At 62.3% G+C, this 17,314-nt stretch carries 16 protein-coding genes and 1 tRNA gene; 5 read left to right on the forward strand and 12 right to left on the reverse strand.

Going from position 1 to position 17,314, the window contains the following annotated elements:
• Positions 1 to 75 precede the first annotated feature (75 nt).
• Entirely contained in the window at positions 76 to 273 is a 198-nt protein-coding gene (locus tag O148_RS17630; RefSeq protein WP_157374430.1) for a hypothetical protein, read from the forward strand.
• Between the two features lie 59 nt (positions 274 to 332).
• Here the strand turns inward: O148_RS17630 and O148_RS0100375 are convergent, their stop codons facing one another.
• The 6 genes from O148_RS0100375 to O148_RS0100400 form a co-directional block, all read right to left on the reverse strand.
• On the reverse strand, positions 333 to 1,412 hold the full coding sequence (locus O148_RS0100375; protein WP_051619638.1) for a GNAT family N-acetyltransferase: 1,080 nt from the start codon (positions 1,410 to 1,412) through the stop codon (positions 333 to 335).
• A 297-nt stretch (positions 1,413 to 1,709) separates the two neighbouring features.
• Positions 1,710 to 2,420, reverse strand: a complete 711-nt coding sequence (gene rplA, locus O148_RS0100380; RefSeq protein WP_026529345.1) for a 50S ribosomal protein L1 — start codon at positions 2,418 to 2,420, stop codon at positions 1,710 to 1,712.
• 102 nt (positions 2,421 to 2,522) lie between these two features.
• On the reverse strand, positions 2,523 to 2,954 hold the full coding sequence (rplK, locus tag O148_RS0100385) for a 50S ribosomal protein L11 (RefSeq protein WP_026529346.1): 432 nt from the start codon (positions 2,952 to 2,954) through the stop codon (positions 2,523 to 2,525).
• A 124-nt stretch (positions 2,955 to 3,078) separates the two neighbouring features.
• Positions 3,079 to 3,894, reverse strand: a complete 816-nt coding sequence (gene nusG / locus O148_RS0100390) for a transcription termination/antitermination protein NusG (protein ID WP_026529347.1) — start codon at positions 3,892 to 3,894, stop codon at positions 3,079 to 3,081.
• Between the two features lie 64 nt (positions 3,895 to 3,958).
• The gene (gene secE / locus O148_RS0100395) at positions 3,959 to 4,222 is read right to left on the reverse strand and encodes a preprotein translocase subunit SecE (protein WP_026529348.1); all 264 of its coding nucleotides are present in this window, start codon (positions 4,220 to 4,222) and stop codon (positions 3,959 to 3,961) included.
• A 110-nt stretch (positions 4,223 to 4,332) separates the two neighbouring features.
• A tRNA-Trp gene (locus O148_RS0100400) sits at positions 4,333 to 4,405 on the reverse strand.
• A 341-nt stretch (positions 4,406 to 4,746) separates the two neighbouring features.
• On the opposite strand from O148_RS0100400, the gene O148_RS16800 reads away from it, so the two are divergent.
• From O148_RS16800 to O148_RS0100420, 4 genes are read left to right on the forward strand one after another with little or no spacing between them, the layout of a single operon-like run.
• The gene (locus O148_RS16800; RefSeq protein WP_051619639.1) at positions 4,747 to 6,228 is read left to right on the forward strand and encodes a sugar transferase; all 1,482 of its coding nucleotides are present in this window, start codon (positions 4,747 to 4,749) and stop codon (positions 6,226 to 6,228) included.
• 3 nt (positions 6,229 to 6,231) lie between these two features.
• A complete protein-coding gene (locus O148_RS17475) occupies positions 6,232 to 7,491 on the forward strand; it encodes a glycosyltransferase (RefSeq protein WP_051619640.1) in 1,260 nt (419 codons plus the stop codon).
• Positions 7,492 to 7,538: 47 nt separating this feature from the next.
• Positions 7,539 to 8,657 carry an alpha/beta hydrolase gene (locus O148_RS16805; RefSeq protein ID WP_084156868.1) on the forward strand — a complete coding sequence of 373 codons (1,119 nt, stop codon included), beginning with the start codon at positions 7,539 to 7,541 and terminating at the stop codon, positions 8,655 to 8,657.
• Between the two features lie 9 nt (positions 8,658 to 8,666).
• Positions 8,667 to 10,379: an alpha/beta hydrolase family protein gene (locus tag O148_RS0100420; protein WP_026529349.1), complete on the forward strand. Its 1,713-nt coding sequence runs from the start codon at positions 8,667 to 8,669 to the stop codon at positions 10,377 to 10,379.
• On the opposite strand, the gene O148_RS0100425 is transcribed toward O148_RS0100420, so the two are convergent.
• The 6 genes from O148_RS0100425 to O148_RS13900 are packed head-to-tail and all read right to left on the reverse strand — an operon-like array spanning position 10,369 to position 17,263.
• A complete protein-coding gene (locus tag O148_RS0100425) occupies positions 10,369 to 11,550 on the reverse strand; it encodes a glycosyltransferase (RefSeq protein ID WP_026529350.1) in 1,182 nt (393 codons plus the stop codon). The genes O148_RS0100420 and O148_RS0100425 overlap by 11 nt on opposite strands.
• Positions 11,547 to 12,920 carry an O-antigen ligase family protein gene (locus tag O148_RS0100430; protein WP_026529351.1) on the reverse strand — a complete coding sequence of 458 codons (1,374 nt, stop codon included), beginning with the start codon at positions 12,918 to 12,920 and terminating at the stop codon, positions 11,547 to 11,549. The genes O148_RS0100425 and O148_RS0100430 overlap by 4 nt, the downstream gene beginning before the upstream one ends.
• Positions 12,917 to 13,918, reverse strand: a complete 1,002-nt coding sequence (locus O148_RS0100435; protein WP_026529352.1) for a glycosyltransferase family 2 protein — start codon at positions 13,916 to 13,918, stop codon at positions 12,917 to 12,919. Before O148_RS0100435 ends, O148_RS0100430 begins: the two co-directional genes overlap by 4 nt.
• Positions 13,915 to 15,018 carry a glycosyltransferase gene (locus tag O148_RS0100440; protein ID WP_026529353.1) on the reverse strand — a complete coding sequence of 368 codons (1,104 nt, stop codon included), beginning with the start codon at positions 15,016 to 15,018 and terminating at the stop codon, positions 13,915 to 13,917. Before O148_RS0100440 ends, O148_RS0100435 begins: the two co-directional genes overlap by 4 nt.
• Positions 15,015 to 15,695, reverse strand: a complete 681-nt coding sequence (locus O148_RS0100445) for a hypothetical protein (protein WP_026529354.1) — start codon at positions 15,693 to 15,695, stop codon at positions 15,015 to 15,017. The genes O148_RS0100440 and O148_RS0100445 overlap by 4 nt, the downstream gene beginning before the upstream one ends.
• A complete protein-coding gene (locus O148_RS13900; RefSeq protein WP_035744167.1) occupies positions 15,692 to 17,263 on the reverse strand; it encodes a lipopolysaccharide biosynthesis protein in 1,572 nt (523 codons plus the stop codon). The genes O148_RS0100445 and O148_RS13900 overlap by 4 nt, the downstream gene beginning before the upstream one ends.
• Between the last annotated feature and the right edge of the window lie 51 nt (positions 17,264 to 17,314).

Genomic DNA, 17,314 nt, shown 5'->3' on the forward strand with positions numbered 1-17,314 from the left:
AGTCGATTTGGAAAAATAGGCCTGTAATGTTGATTTTCGCTAGGTCATGTCCTTGCCCGAGAGTAAAATTATGGTATGGACAACGAATTCACCGGATCCCCGGATCCACTGGACAGGAAGAACGCACCCGCTGCGCCCTCGCCTGGTTCGTTGCCCGCCACACCCGTGGATGAGGACAGCATGGGTGCACGGGTTCACGTGCTCACCGATCAGCTGCTGGCCCTGACCCGGGAACTGACGAACCAAGGGGCCACTCCTTGCCCGTCTATGTAGCGCGACACGCCGAGGAAACACGTGTTTCCTCGGCGTGTCGCGCTACATAGACGGGGAGGCTAGAGCTTTTTCTGCCAGGCGCCTTCGTAACCGTCCGGAACAAAACCCATCGCGATATTGATGCCGAGCATGTGATCGTTCTCTTGCGCGTTCCACGTGTAAATGCGTTTGACGTCGCTCCACCGATTGAGCGCGGCGGTGAGGTTCGCGGTCTTCATCCACATGCCAAGGGCGTGACCACGATGCGCCTTGAGCACAATCGTGGTGTCTTGGAAGAGCACGTTGGTGTCCTTCTCATTGCGCGAAAGCTTGGTGAACCCCGCCATGTCACCGGTTTCCCGGTCCACGGCGGCGGTCACCACCGAACGCCATCCGCCCTTGGATTCGAGTTCTTCACCCTTGCGCATGCGTTCGGCGTCGTAAACGGTTTCGGACATTTCGAAGTCGCCTTGCGGGGCGTCGGTGCTCATTTTTTGCTCGCAAAGCGCGTAATCGTCGATGAGTTCGTCCGGGCAGCGGTCCTCCCACGTGACAATGCGGTATTTAGCGCTGCCCTTGGCCGCGGCGCTCTCCTCTAACTCGGCCAGCTTGGCTTTGTCCACGGGTGTTGCCAGCAGGCTCATGCGCTCGACCTGCGTGAGCTCGAACCCCTGAGCAACACAGAACTGGACACCGGAGAACACAAGCGGAAGCTCGCCCACGCCATTGCTGGCGGGTAGCGTCTCGGGAGCGTCCTCGACCGGAGGACCGCCCACCCAGCCAGAGAGAAGTCGACGCGAATTCTCTTTTGCATAGCCCTCGATGGCGGCGTAGAGCTGAGAGCCGTAACCCTTTCGCTGGTGGTCCGGGTGCACCGTGAGATAGAGGTTCGCGCTGTCCAGGTTGTCGGTCAATGGCAGTCGCGCGGTGCCGAAGGCGACAATCTCGCCGTCCAGCTTGCCGACGAACAGACCCACCTCACGATACTCATTGCTGGTACGCATCTCCAACGCCGACGCATCGGAGGAGTTGAAGTCGGGACGGCCCCACTCCTGCTCGGTGACCAGGTTCTCCAAGGCGTTCGCCGCAAGGAAGTCTTGGGTGCCTGCGCCCTCCAGAGTGGCGGGTGCATGAATCCGCTCGATCGTGAAATTGCTCATGATTCCGAGCGTACAGCATGCGATTGGCACCTGCCAATCACATGCGGCCTGAACTTATGCCCAACGAGCCAGCGCGTTGCTGAGCATAAGACCTTATGCTCACCAAGAGTGCCACGAAATGAGCATAAGTTGAGGGTCGCGCCGTGGGTCTCGGGGTGGTGGCAGTGGATGGTTGCGGGTCTCAGGGGTGGTGGCAGTGGATGGTTACGGCACCGGAGGCTAGCGGCAGTGGAGGGTTGCGGCACAAGGAAGGGCGCGCCACCGAAACGATGGCGCGCCCTTCCTGTCGAGGGAAGACTAGGCTTCGTCGTCCAGAACGCGAGTCACGTTCGGGTCAACCTTGATGCCCGGACCGAAGGTCGTGGACACGACGGCCTTCTGAATGTAGCGGCCCTTCGAGGAAGCCGGCTTCAGACGGAGGATTTCCTCCAGAGCAGCCTCGTAGTTCTGGGCGAGCTTGAGAGCGTCGAAGGAGGACTTGCCAATGATGAAGTGCAGGTTGGCGTGCTTGTCGACGCGGAAGTCGATCTTGCCACCCTTGATGTCATTGACGGCCTTTGCGACGTCCGGGGTCACGGTACCGGTCTTCGGGTTCGGCATCAGGTTACGAGGACCCAAGACCTTACCCAAACGGCCAACCTTGCCCATGAGTTCCGGGGTTGCCACGGCGGCGTCGAAGTCGGTCCAGCCGTCGGCGATCTTGGCGATCAGGTCATCGGATCCGACGAAGTCGGCGCCAGCAGCCTCGGCCGCTGCAGCCTTGTCACCGGTCGCGAAAACGACCACGCGGGCGGTCTTGCCGGTGCCGTTCGGCAGGTTCACGGTACCGCGGACCATCTGATCGGCCTTGCGGGGATCGACCGAGAGCTTCATGGCTACCTCGAGGGTCGCATCGCTCTTGGACGGGTTGGTTTCCTTAGCCAGGGCGATCGCCTCGGCCGGGGCATACAGCTTCTCTTCGTCAATCTTGGCGAGAGCTGCTTCATACGCTTTGCTGCGCTTTGCCATCTGCTATTTCTCCTTGTGCAGTTGTGGTGCGGGCCGCGCTGGACCCTCCCACACGCCGTCGTAAATCATTACCCGGCGCAAATGAATTGGTGAGGCGAAGGACTAGCCTTCGACCGTGATGCCCATCGAGCGGGCGGTGCCGGCGATGATCTTGGCGGCGGCCTTGACATCGTTGGCGTTGAGGTCAGCCATCTTAGTGGTGGCGATCTCTTCAACCTGAGCCTGGGTCAACTTGCCCACCTTGGCGGTGTGCGGAGTCGAGGAGCCCTTGCCCACGCCAGCAGCCTTCTTAATGAGCTCGGCAGCCGGAGGGGTCTTGGTGATGAAGGTGAAGGAACGGTCTTCATACACGGTGATTTCCACAGGAATGACGTTGCCGCGCTGGGACTCAGTCGCCGCGTTGTACGCCTTGCAGAATTCCATGATGTTGACGCCGTGCTGACCGAGCGCAGGACCGATCGGAGGAGCCGGGTTAGCAGCACCTGCCTGGATCTGAAGCTTGATCAGACCGGCGACCTTTTTCTTAGGAGCCAATGTCTTGGTCTTTCTCTTGAACTGTCCTCACGGCACAGGAGCGTGAACGCGAGGGGTTGATCATCGTGGCGCGATGATCGGCCGTCTGTAGCAGCGGCAAGCGTGGCCACTGCACGGACGAAACTTATTGAATTTTGGTGACTTCGCCGAAACCGAGCGTGACCGGAGTCTCCCGTTCGAAGATCGACACCAGCACTACCAACTGCTGGGAATCGGTCTTTATTTCCGAGATGGTGGCGGGCAGGCCCTCGAACGGTCCATCGTTCACCGTGACGGACTCGCCGACCTCGAAGTTGACGTTCACGTTGGACTGAGTCTTCTTGGCGGTGTCCTTCGGCGCGCCCTTTTCCTCCGGGCGGACCACGGTGTGCTCCAGCATGGAGAACACTTCGTTCAGGCTCAGCGGAGTCGGGTTGTGAGCGTTGCCCACGAACCCGGTGACACCCGGCGTGTGGCGGACAGTACCCCAAGACTCATCGGTCAGATCCATACGCACCAGGACGTAGCCGGGGATGCGCACACGGTTCACGATCTTCTTGACCGTGTTCTTGATCTCGGTGACCTCTTCCATCGGCACCTGGATTTCGAAGATGTAATCCTCCATGTCCAGGGTCTGGATACGGGTCTGCAAGTTGGCCTTGACGCGGTTTTCGTAACCGGCGTAGGAGTGGATGACGTACCAGTCGCCCTCTTGGCGGCGCAATTGGGCGCGGAAGGCTTCCAGAGCTTCTTCTTCGGTTTGCGGCTCGTCTACCTCAGCGGATTCATCTGCCGATTCTTGGGCTTCGGCCGCGTCATCGGTGTCAACCTCGACCGTCTCTTCCGTGGATTCCACGGCGTCTGCGGTCTCGAGGGAAGTGGCCTCTTCGGTGACGTCCTGATTCTCCTGCACGCCCTCAGCATTCTCGGCGAGCTGGGATTCAACCTCTTGCTCTGACACGACAGTTACCGCTTTCCTTAAAATCTGTTCTTCACTGGCACAACTTGGCTAGCCGCGCTTAGTACTAAATGGAGCCGCCGATACCGAATAGGTAGGTCGACATCAGCCCGAACAACGTATCCAAGCCCCACACAATGAGCATCATGATCATCACAAAAGCAATGACCACCAACGTGTAACGCACCAATTCCTGGCGGGTTGGCGTTACAACCTTGCGCAACTCGGCAACGACTTGACGCAAAAACAGCGCGATACGCGCAAAGAGCCCGCTCTTTTTCTCGGACTTCTTGCCGCGCTCTTGGGTACTACCCGCTGCTGTATCGCTCACTTAAGCCACTTTTCCTTGCACCAACCGGTCGCGTCGCGCTCCCCGGGAGTGCTCTCACACCCTCGCGGCGCATACGCTTTGCTGTTCTTTTCGCACTCAGGCGAAAAGCGCAGGGCAGACAGGACTCGAACCTGCAACCTGCGGTTTTGGAGACCGCTGCGCTACCAATTGCGCCACTGCCCTACATGAACTTCACACCGCTTCACAGGGCATAGTTCAGTATGGTGATTTCAACACCGACATCCCATGTTACTTGGTACAACGCCCCGAGTCGAACCGAGGCAACACTGTTGAAGATTCGGCCACGGTCACAGTATGATAACTACCGTTGCCGCGTCGGTTTTTCGCCCTCTTGCGATCTGCTCACCGGCACATGTTCTACGCGTCCGGGGGGACACGCAACGTAGGCCTGTCTGGCTTTTCGGCTCTCCCCTTATGCGCATTCTGCCTTGGTCACCCTTGGCAAAATATCCACGCTTACACGGTTTTTCGGGGGGAGAATCGCGAATGTCAGGTCATCAGTCATGAGCCTGGGCACCGACACACACGGGCCCTCACGGCTTTCCAGTGAATTTTCTCACGAGGCATCGGCCTCAAAATCGTCAACGCGCGCCGGCGTTGCGTCCAATCCGACTGCCGTTCCGGCACCGGGCGCAGAAGCGTCCGCGCAAGGGCACGCACAGCAAAACCAGCCGCGCCAGCGCCGCTCCTTTGTCGCGCTCACGCTCTCCATCCTCGATCTTGCGGTAGCAGCCGCCGGTCTGATGATCCTCGCTCTCACCAGCCAGGGCGAGGTAATCCTGTTGGAGAGTCTGGCCATCGGAGTGTGGTGGGGCTACATCCTCTTGCGCACCGCCAGCGAGTACAGCTTGCATCACCGTATCCGCCCACGCATCCCGGTCGAAGCCAGCGTACTGGTGATCGTGGGCTTCGCCGCGGCCTCATACATTGACGCCGGCGAATCCTTAGAACTGCACCCCTTGGTGCTGATCATGATCGCCATGACTGCGGCAAGCGTGTTGGCCCGTGTTTTCGCCCAGCGAGTCTATAAGCCGCGCACCCTCGTTGTCCTCAGCGGCCAGAACGCCGAGTCAGCCCCCGCCCCGCACCCCCGCGCCCGTGTGGAGCGGCTTTACATCTCCGATGCCGCGCTAGCCAATCCTCCCGCTGTTGTACACACGGTGGTGACCCGAGCGCGCGAGGCGAGTGCCGCCGTCGTACATCTTTCCCCGCAGCTCCCGCTGGACACTCTGGCAATTTCCACCCTGAGCTGGGAGTTGCGCAAGCAACGCGTCGACATTCACATGAACGTTTTTGAGGCGCCGATTCACGCTTCGCGCATACGCACGGTGCTGACTCCCGCGGGGGCCCAACTCAAGATTGCACCGCCCTACCCGTCCACTCTGATTCGCGTGCTCAAGCGCAGTTTCGACCTTGTCGGATCCTCGCTGCTGATCATTGCGGCCGCGCCGATCATGCTGGTCGCCGCAATTGGGGTCAAGGTCACGAGCCCGGGGCCGATCATTTACCGGCAAGAGCGCATTGGCCTGGATGGCGCGAGCTTTAATATCCTCAAATTCCGCAGCATGCGCGATGGCGCGGACGCCCACTTGCTACGCCTGATGGCCGAGCAAGGCAACGGCGACAAGCCGCTCTTCAAGGTGGACAATGACCCGCGCGTGACCTCGATCGGCGCGTTTATTCGCCGCTATTCGATCGACGAGCTGCCGCAATTGTTCAACGTCTTCTCCGGGAGCATGAGCCTGGTCGGGCCGCGGCCGCAACGGCCCAACGAGGTGGCACTCTACACCCCGCAGGCGATGCAACGCCTCGGCGTGCGTCCGGGCATGACCGGTGCGTGGCAAGTGAGCGGACGGTCGCAACTGAGCTGGGAGCAGGCCATCGAGCTGGATCTGGATTATGCCCACAATTGGAGCCTGCTGACCGACGTGCGGATCATGTGGCGCACGGTCAAGGTTGTGGTTTGCGGGGATGGTGCCCAGTAGTTCATGAAGATTCTGCATGTCACCGAGTGTTTAGCATCCGGCACCGCAGCGGCGATTTTCGCCTACGTGCGTGCGATGCCCGGCGCGGAACACCACATCGTATACGCCCGGCGCCCCGAGTCCACCAGCCTGGAGACCGGTTGGGAGGAGCGTTTTGCCAGTCACCAGGAATTCCCGGCGGGCACGCTCAACCGCATCCGGCACACGCGCGCCCGGATCCGCGAAATCGCACCGGATTGGGTGTATTCGCACTCCTCCTGGGGCGGGTTGTACGCACGCGCGGCGGCCCTTGGCACCTCCGCTGCTGGTGGCCCCGTGCGCCACGCCTACACCCCGCATTGCTTCGCCTTTGAGCGCCGCGATGTGCCCGCTGGGGTGCGGATAGCTATTCGCGCCTTGGAGGCCGTCCTCGCCCTCAACACTCACGCATTCGCGGCGTGCTCGCCCGGTGAGGCGCGCCTGGCCCGCGCCTTGCCCGGGCGGGCGCAGGTGATTCACGTTCCCAACGTCGGCGGGCAGGAGGCTCGCGCGGCGATCCCGGCAAAGATGCACGACGGCGATGCCTCCAAACACGGCGCAATCCTGCGTTTAGTGGGGGCTGGCAGGGTGAACGCGCAGAAGGATCCGGAATACTTTGCGCGCGCGGCCGCAGTTTTGCGCGGGGCGGGGGTGCCGCTGGAGGCGACCTGGATTGGCGATGGCGACGCGGATCGCGTCGCCGAGCTTGAGTCACACGGCGTTCGGGTGACCGGGTGGCTCAATGGCGAAGAATACCGGCAGATCCTGTCCGAGAGTGACGTGTACCTCCATTCGGCCAGGTGGGAGGGGTTCCCGATTACGGTGCTGGAGGCCGCGGATGCGGGACTGCCGGTGATTGTTCGGCAGATTAGCGCTTTTGAGTCTTCCGGCCTCGCCTCGATCGACGAGCCCGAAGACATTGCGGCCCACCGCGAGGACATTGTGAGTGCCGAAGGGCGCGCCCGATTGCGCACTCTCACCGCGCGCGCCCTGGAAAGCCACACCCCGGAGGCGCAGCGGCGGGCTTTGGCCGAGATTTTTGGGGTCGAGTCGACTGACGTGGCCGGCGAAGGTTCTGTGGATGCTGCGGGGGCGCTGGGCGCTGTAGGCGCGTTGGGCGCGCTGGGCGCTGTAGGCGCGTTGGGCGCGTTGGGCGCTGGGGGTGCGCTGGGCGCCGGGGGTGCCGCGGGTGCGCTGGGCGCCATGCGGGACAGCGCGCCGGACCGGGGCGAGGTTTTGCGATAGTGCGGTCTCAATGGGGCACGCGAGCAGGCTCTGGTTGGGCGGCCGGGATGCTTTCGATCGCGCTAGTGCTGACCGGGTGCGCTGGTCCAGCCGGCGCACCCGGTCCTGGAGGCACAAGCACTGGAGGCACGGGCCTTGGAAGTGCCGGCTCTGCGACCTCTGGCCCAGACGCCGGCTCCGGGCAGCCCCCATTTTCGTTGGACGCCAAGAGTGCCGATGCCGGCGACGAATCGGCAGGAATGAAGGTCACCGACGCAAGGTCGGTCGGGAAGCGCAGTTGGTCGCTCGCCGTGGACACGAAGAACGTTGACCCGAAGGCGGCGCGGGTCGAATCCATCAACCTCTTGGTCACTCTGCCCGAAGGCTTCTCTTCTGACCGCGACTACCCGGTGATCTATCTTTTGCAAGGATCCGAATCAACCTTTATGCAATGGTTTGATAGCGGCTACGTAGAAGAGCTCTTTGCCGGGCAAGACGTCATTTTGGTGATGCCGGAGGCAGGGGAAGCGGGCTGGTACAGCAACTGGGCGGACTCGCCCATCGCTCAGCAGTGGCGGGACTTTCATCTGAACCAAATGATCCCGTGGGTAGACCGAAACTTACCCACGCGCACCGACCGCGAGCAACGCGCGGTGATGGGAGTGTCGATGGGCGGCTACGGGGCCATTACCTACGCCGAAGAGCGTCCCGACCTCTTTGGCAGCGCCGTCAGCCTCTCCGGGCTCTTGTCTACCGAGAACCCGGATACCACCGCATTTGTGCGCAACCAGGTCAAGGCCGTCACCGGCAGCCCGAATGACCTCGGCGGCGCTGCCGAAAGCTCCGACGTCGAGGCCGAAGCGGAACAACAGGACGGCGTCGGGATGGCAAATCCCCTCGATAAGGTCCAAGCGCTTCAAGACACCCGGGTCTGGGTGATCAGCGGAACGGGATCACCGGGACAACCGGTGGCCACCGGCGGCGGCATGGAAGCGGCGCTCACCGATTCGGCCCGAAGTTTTGTCAAGCGCGCCAAGGAGTCCGGCGTGAGTGTGTCCGAAACCTATTTCGGCGCCTCCGAAAACTGCAATGCCGACCACAGTTGGGGTTGCTGGCGCACCCAAATAACCGACCTGCTGCCTGCCCTGATGAAAACCTTGACAACCACCCCCAGAAACTCCGAATAGGGAAATCACATGACACTAGAAGCGCAATTGCCGGATACCTCCGTCGAAGAATCGCCAACGATCGGTCGCGCCACGTGGATTTCCACGCCAGAACGTTCGTTGCTCGCCTGGTATCACCGGCCCGAATCCGGGGAGGCCAAAGGTGTTGTCGTCATCGCGCCGCCGATTGGACGCGAACAAGTCATCAGTTACCGCACCATGCGCATCCTTGCCATTATGTTGGCCGAACAGGGCTGGGCGGCCGTGCGGTTCTCTTGGTCTCACACCGGCGAGTCCGAAGATCTGCCCGCCGGTGCCACCTGGACTACAGAATGGTTGAAAGACCTGGAAACGGTGCGCACTTGGGCCGCGAACACCACCGGTTTTAGCGACGTGAATGCGATTGGTTTGCGCATAGGCGCCTCGCTCCTGGGCGATCCACGCGTCACAGGCTTCGCCCAACGCATCGCTTGGGAGCCCATCGCCGGAAAGAAGTTTTTGCGTCAGCACGCGGCCCTTCGCCGTTTGAGCGTACCGGAAATTCCGCGCTGGGATGCCACCAGCGAAGAGGTGATCGGTGCGCTCCTCACTCCTGAGAACGTGGCCGATCTTGAGAGAATCGTCTCCCCAGAACCCTCCGAGAGCGGCACTGACGGAAAGCTCATAGTAGACAAAGAGCCCGACCCGAAGGTCGCTAAGGGTGTCTATGCCGTCGTTTCGCTCTACGCTCGAGTACCGCCCGAGTCATTGCAACGCCTCATCGACTTGCTGCCGGACGCGCCGCAACAGTCCTTGCCCCAATGGAAGCCGGCGGACCGTGCCCGCATCTGGGTCCCCGGGTTCGACACCGACGTCATCGAAGAGATTGTCAGCGTGGGTCCGGATCACTTGCCGGCTATCTTCACCTATCCGCTCTCCGGGGCGCGCACCACTGAGGCCACGCTCATGTTTGCTGCGTCCTCCGAACCGCGGGACGGCATCACCGGCTTGTGGGTGCGCGCGGCACGGCGACTGGCGGCCAACGGCATTGCGGTGGTGCGCTCGGAACGGCGCGGTTCCGGAGACCTGGGTCGCAGACACGATCTGGTAGACCCCAACCCGTTCTCGGCGAGCGCCATTGCCGATGCTCAGAACACCGCGCGTTGGCTCAAGGAGGCCACCGGCGCCCGCATCACCGGAACCGGGCTGTGCGCGGGAGCGTGGCTGTGCGGCGCGGCCGCCGCCGAGGCCCCGATCGAGCGCGTGCTCATGCTCAATAATGTTGCCTGGCGTACCGGTCTGGGGTATTTCGAAGACCTTTACCGTGACCTGAACCCGGAGAACGTTCTCAAGGACATTCGAGAGGGCGAAAAGGGCGAGGCACCCAGAACCTTCAAGTCCAAGGTCAAGGAACTGGTACGCAACCGCGGCGGATACCGGTTGTGGCTTGCCCTGGGAAGCCTGGACAAGGTAAACGCACCCGAACGCGTGCTGGAACTCGCCTCACGCCACGCCACCTTGGATGTGTACTTGGGCGAGGATGATTTCAAACTCTTCACCTTTGAAAAAGGGCTCCCCGGCCTCAAACGGCTTCAGCGCGCGGGACGTCCGGTCACCGTCCACCGCAGCGACCCAATGGACCATGCTCTCCTTGCGCCGGCGTCGAGGTTGCGGGCGTTGCGGGTCATCGAGGAATACTTCGGAATTGATACCCCGGATATTGACTCTGCGGTGGTCCAGGAGACAACAAAGGTCACCGTGTAGAACGTCTCCGGAACGCGAGCACCCGTTGATACACGCCGCGATAACGCTGCACGGTGTCATCGATGTCGAAACGGTCGCTGGCTAGTTTTTTAGCGGCCCGCGAGTATTCTTTGCCGCCGCGGAGCACCTCGCCGAGCGCCGCAGCGATCCGGTGCGGAGAACGCGCCGGGACAAGCAGCGAGTCTTCGATGGCCAAGAGGTGGCAGTCCCCGACGTCCGTCGTCACCACGGGAACCCCAGCGCTCAGCGCCTCAATACCCGCCATGGGCAGCGCTTCCCCGTGCGAACTGGAAATCACCATGGCGTCGGCCCGCGCCAAAAGTACCGACACGTCCTTGACCGGGCCGTGCAACCGCACCCGTGCTGACACGCCGGCCCGCTCTACCAGCGCCACCAGGTCGGCATTGCTCGCGGTGACCTCGCCGCCCGCGCACTCCAGGATGGCCTGCGGATACTCCTCGCAAAATTCGGCAAAGGACCGAATGAGCGTTTCGTGGTCCTTCATCGGGTGCCAGCGCGACAGACTGACAATGACCGGACCCTCCTGATTCTGCTCAACCGCTTCGGCCAGGTCCGGAGACCGGGTCGATGCCGGCGAAGTGCCCTGGACGGCATGGTCGATCGCGGTCCCGTTGAGAATGACTGGAATGCGACTGTGCCGGTGGTAGCCCATGGTGGCGGCATAGTTGCGAGCGGACGGTGAACACGCCACCACCGCATCAAACCGCCTGCTCAGCAACGCGACAACGCGCCCCACCACACGGGCGGCCCGCGAGGACTCGTGACCGCCACTCGTGTGCAGCGTACTGACCCGAGCCACCGCCTTACGCTCCCCCGCACGCCGCCCAGGAAAGGGCACAGTAAAGTGCAACGGGGTGAGGGCGGACACCAGATCGGATTGCATCAGGTGGGAGTGCACTACGTCGATGTCCAGGTTACGCACCAAACGGTGCAATGTGGCCAATACCGGCAATGGGTTCTTAGCGCTCTTGGCCAGGTTCCCGTAGTGCACGCTGGCCGCGGCCGAATCCAACCTGCTGCTCAGCGCGTCCGGGCCCATAAGAACAAAAACGTGGTGTTCATCGCGGGGATCGGCACGCGCACCAATGGCCTCGATCAGAGTTTGCGCACCACCGGTCTCCGCACTGTTGACCACATGGAGTACCTTCATGTCTTCACACCCCCAAATACACTCCGCCGCTGGATGAGGTCTGCCGTGCAAGCAAACGCGGCCAACACCCAAAACGGCGCATAAAGAATTTCGGTCACGGTAAAGGACGAGACGAAAATGGCCACCACAGCCGGAAGTATGGGCACGGCCGAATCGGGCAACCCCAAAGAGCTACGCACACAGAACACGAGGAGAATCCCAAAAAGCGCAGTCCCCACTAACCCGGTACCGTAGATCACCTCCACGTACGTATTGTGCGTAAATTCCACCACAAACGCTCCGGGCGGCGTCTGGTACACCGAACGCAGGTGTTCGCCAATGGTGCCGACCCCGAACCCGGTCACCGGACGCTCCGCGAATAAACTCATGGCCAGGTTCCAGGCCTCCAACCGGGAATCCACATTCTCACCGGCAATGTTGCTCTTTTGTTCTAACGCCTGGGAGAACCGATCGCTCATGAACGTGACGGCCAGCCCCAACGCCACCGCCCCCAAAGCCACCACCCAGGCAAAGGCGCGGCGCCCCGAGCGCCCCACCACCAGCAGCGAGACCAAACCGAGTCCCACCGCCAAATAGGTGCCGCGAGAGAGCGTGCCGGCGGTGGCCACAAGGATCGGTAGCATCAAGAGCGCGGTCACAAGTTTTACCGGCAACGGCACCCGGGAAGCCACGAAAACTCCCATACCAAGCATCAGCGCCGCCGCAAGCAGGACCCCGTAATCGTTGACGTCCCCGTTAATGGGGCGCATCACATCCACTTCGCCGCGCACATAGTGCAGGATCACTCCCAAGCTGCCCACACACATGCCGGCCACGAAGGCGAGGGCGAGCAGCAGAAGGTTCTGGCGTCCGTCGCCAAACTGCATGAGCGCCAGGATCGCGAAGGCCCAGCCAAACACCGTCGCCGCGTAGCTGGTAGTGGAGATGACCTCGCCGCTCAGCGCACCCGTGACAAACATCCAGGCTCCCAGGGCCGCCACCAGCGCCGGGATCCAGTGCATCCTTGGCCACAGTTTCCGAGCGGCAAGCGCCAGCACGGTGGAAAGCACCAGGAAAACCACCGCAGGGCGCAACGGCATCATGGGCCATTCGTCGAAGGTCCACATGGTGCCGAGCACCGTAAAGAAGAGGAAAAGAATCAACGGCGGATAGTTAATGCAGAGCAGGAGCAGCGCTACCCCGGCTACGGCGACACCCGCCAGCGGGGCGAAAATGAAGACGCACGCGGCCAGCATGAGGCTCATTAGGCCAATCGTCACGGCAACTTGCCACCGCACTAACGGCGTGAGCATCGATCGGCCGCGCTCAGCGACCTGCCCGCGCTCGGAGGCAACGGAGGATTCCGGCAACGTCACATCGACCGCGTTCATCGCTCCATGCCAGCCCTGAAACCTGTTTTTGCGTCCCGCTTGGCTAGATGCCAGCGCAGCGCAAGCGTACCGCCGGGGACACGCGAGACGAGGGCTTTCGCTTGGACGGCGCGCTGCCCGCGCAACAACTTTGCCGCCCCGCGGATTTCACGACCGGCATCGCGCAGACGCCCCGCGCGCAAAAGTTGCTCAAACCGGCCAAGCCGCTGGGAGGGCGGCCCCATCTCGATCCGCGCTCGTGCGATCGCGGCTTCGCGTTCGCTCATCTCGTCGCCAAAACGTTCCAGCGCCCGATTCATCACCTCGGTCTCCGCGGCGTAGACCCGCTCACCATTGCTTGACACCGACTCGCCCGTCCACCGATACAGCGCCTGCGGCTCCTCCTGACGCAAAATCTCCCAACCGCCGAACGCGGCGCGCAACCACAAATCCCAGTCCTCGCAGGCGCGCAGACCTTCATCAAAAACACCGATATCACGGACCAGCGCCCGCGGAAAAACACTGAAAATACTGCACACGTTGGCGCGTAGCATCGCCTCGCGCACCCGCTCGGGTCCGGGATGCGGGTCGCGGAAAAAAGTTCGCCCCCCTGCCACACCGGCAGGGTTAAGCACGACGGCGTTGCAGGTCACCAATGCTCGGGGGCGCCCGTGTTCCACGAGCATCTCGATCGCACGGCTCAGGTATGCAGGTAGCAGAATGTCATCGGCGTCCACAATGGCCAGGTATTCTCCGGAAGCCGCCTCGATAGCTCGATTGCGGGCGGCTGCTTGGCCGCGATTGTCCTGGGCCAGTACGCGAATGCCGATTCGCGAACCGGGCGCCCAGAGCGTCGCGAAGTGTTCGGCAATTGCGCGGGTTCGATCCTGCGAGCCGTCGTCGACAATGACGAGTTCAATGGGCCCGGGATAATCCTGTGTCAGGACACTTCCGATCATTCCTGGAAGGGTGTCCTCCGCGTTATAGGCGGCGGTGATAATACTGACCGACGGTTTCACGTGGTGTCCCCTTGGCGCAACAACCGGCGATAAAGATCTTCCCAGCGCTCCAGGGAGCGCTCGAGGGTGAGTTTCTCCACAAGCTCTCGGCCCTGATCGGCCCTGCGTTGCGCTTCGCCCTTGCTTGTCAACGCCTCCACGAGTGTCTGGGCGAGCATGCTTGGATCTCCCGGTTGCACGCACCAGCCACCTTGGGTTCCATGTACGAGTTCCGAAATGCCGCCGACGTCGCTGGCCACCACCGGGACGCGGTGCGCGAAGGCTTCCAAAATCACGTTGGGCAGGCCCTCACTCAGTGACGGCACCACGAGAAGTTCCGCCTCGGCGAGGAATTGTTCGGGCTGTGCAAAGTCCCGCAGTTCAACGCTTGCGGCAAGCACGGGGTCGGCGGCGATCCGTTCGCGTAGGGCGCGTTGCAGTTCGATTTCCTCGGCAGCCTTGGCGGGCCCGGCCATGACCAGCCGCGCAGACGGTACGCGTTCAATGACCTGCGGCCAGGCATCGAGGAGGTTCTGGTGTCCCTTGCGCCAGTCCACCCGGGCGAGCATGTGGACCCGATCAGCTACCGGATTCCGCTCCGGTTGCGGCGGAACGTCGACACCTAAATAGACGGTGTCGGTCTTGAGGGGGTCCGCTCCCCGGCGCACCGCATTATCGGTGACCGCGACGGCGCAACCGACAATAGCGTCAGCCTCTCGGTAACTGAGTTTGTCCAGGGCCCGTAGCAGCCCGCCCTTCCACTCGTCCAGACCCACTTCGGCAACGATGGAGAGTGGGCGGTGCCCCTTGGGCAAGGTCGCGGCGACCAACGGCCCCCACAGGTTGGGGGTGGGAGCCCAAGCGTGGAACACCTCGGGTCTCTCCTCGCGCAGGATTGCACGTACCTGACGCAAAAAGGCGAGGTCAACCTTGGCGGTTTTATTCAGTACCGCGGTGGGAACCACCTCGGCGAGGGCGTCCACCAGGGGTCCGGGCCGCACCACAATGACACTGTGTTCGAACTCGGGGTTGTTCCGGCGCGCGTGCACCTTTAAAAGAGAGAGGAGCTGCCGCTCCGCTCCGCCCATCTCCGCCCCAGTGAGGTGAAATACCTTTTTCATCCGCTATTGACATCCAGTTTTCGACGATTGCGGAGCAACCAATAACCGCCGGCGGCGATAAATGCTCCGGTGACACCGGTGGCCGCAATGACCAATATCGAGGAGGGGGTGGAGCTCTTGGTCGGCGGAATAGCCGAGGTCACCACGCGTAGCGCGGCGCCCGAGCCGGTGAGCGATTGCTTCACCTTGTCTGAGGAGGTCATCACATCTTGGTAGGTCCGCGCGACGTTGACGGCGCTCTCCGGGGTGTCGGCGGTCACCCGTACGCTAAAGAGAAGCGGCGAGTTCGGGATGAGTTGTTCCACGGCCGTGTACTCGACATCCTCACCGACGCGTTGAGCCACGACGTCTGAAGTGGAGACGTCGCTCGTGAGTGCCGCGACCACGGGGGTGAGCAGTGTCAACTGCCCCGGGTCGGTTGGTGGGAGCTCACTGTTAGAGCCCTGGGTCGTCGGCAGGCTGGCCCCCGGGATGAGCGCAAAGGTGCTCGTGGCAACATATTTGTCCGCGCGACTCGCGTTCACGACCAGCCCGGCGCCGAGTCCCACCAGCGCGCCGATGGCGATGACGGCCAGATAACGCACCCAAAGGGGTGGGCGCTTTGCGGTGTCGGTGCTCGCAGGTGGATTCTGCTGCGCCACGGACGCCGAGGCGTCCGTCTGCGTATCTTTGCTCATACCGTTGTATTTTCCCGTCTGATTATTGCCGCAATCCAGGAACGTGCAGCGTGGGGTAGCGACGATAGTTTTCCGCGCACCGAATCTAGGTCATTGTCGCGAAGCGGTTTTATGGCGGGGACGCCCAGCAGGATTCCGGCCAATGCGAGAATCGCGCCAAGTGCCAATGCCACCAGCGTGGGCAGCCCCGCGATCCAGGACACGAGTCCGCCTGCGCCCACTACCAGCACAATTGCCAGGTAGCGCAATAGGTCTGTCAGGCGGGTCATGGGCAGGTTAGCTGTGCGTTTGGCCGTCCAGGCCAGCGCGAGGGCGAGGCACAACTGCCCCACAGAATTTGCGATGGCGGCACCGTATATTCCCCACGCCGGGATGAGCGCGAGGTCGAGTCCAATCGTAAAGACGGCGGCGACCGATTGGGCTAGTACCACGTGTCTCACCTTGTTGAAGGCCATTAAGGTTGCGGTGATGACAGCGATGGAGGACGCGGTCAGCACCGGAATTACCCCGGCTATCAGCACGACATCCGCGGCCGCCCGGTACTGTTCGCCCCACAGCAGCTTCACCAGCGGCGCCCCGATCGCCAGCAGCAGCCCCGAGGCGACGGCGCTCACCACCATCAAGACCCGGAGCCCGACGTCAAAACCAATACGTACCGCAGCTTCGCGCCCGGCCGCTAGTAGCGTGGTCACGGTCGGCAAAATGACCGGGACCAACGCCATGGGAACCTGAATCGCCGCGGTTACCGCCGCAAACGCCACCGCGTAGTAAGCGATTTGCGCGGGCTCATCGGTATGGAAGATGGCTAAGAATGCCAATTCGCTGCGCTGAACCACCACAGTGTGCAGTAACACCGCAAATCCGGCCAGGACCGCGAATCTCAGCATGGACCCGACGCGCCCGTCCCCTGTGCTCGCGGGGTCGATAGCGGACACGGGCGGCTCAAGATCTTGTGTCTCCGCTGGCGCATCGGCGCTTGCCAGGGCGCGCACCGAGCGCACCAAGAGGGTTGCAGTGATCGCAGCAGAAGCCGCCGTCGCAAGCGCGGAAATCCACAACACCTCGTTCACACCGGCTCCCATCAGCAACGCGATGATCGAAGCGGGAAGCGACAGCAACTGGGTTACCAGGCTCACCAGCATCGCGCGGCGGAAGCGGTGCAGCCCTTGCAGACCCTGCGCCGCGACCCCGTGGAAGGTGGCGGCGAAGGCATAGAGGGCGGCCGCCGTCCACGCGGACACTCTGTCGCTTTCATAAAACTGGGCGACCACCACGCAGGTGGCGGCAGCGGCTAAGGCGGGAAGAATGGTGATCCGCAACGCCGCGAAGGTCAATCGGCGCATGTCTTCTCCGCGGTGGGCTCCCAATGCTTGCGCGAGCCAACGTTGCAACGCCAGCGGCAATCCCAGCACAAAAACCAAGGACGCCATGGTGGCGGTGAAGATCAAAAAGGAGAGAACGCCCTGCTCTGCGGGCCCAAGAGTGCGAGCAAGAATGACGGAAAGGACGAGAGTCAGGATTTGCGGAAGTGCGGTCGCTGCGACATTCCATGCCGCTCCCTGCGACACGGACTTTACCGAAATGTGTGCGTCATTGTTACGCACAGTTGATTCGCCCAA

It is taken from the genome of Haematomicrobium sanguinis DSM 21259, assembly GCF_000688395.1.
GTDB classification, from domain to species: Bacteria; Actinomycetota; Actinomycetes; order Actinomycetales; family Micrococcaceae; genus Haematomicrobium; species Haematomicrobium sanguinis.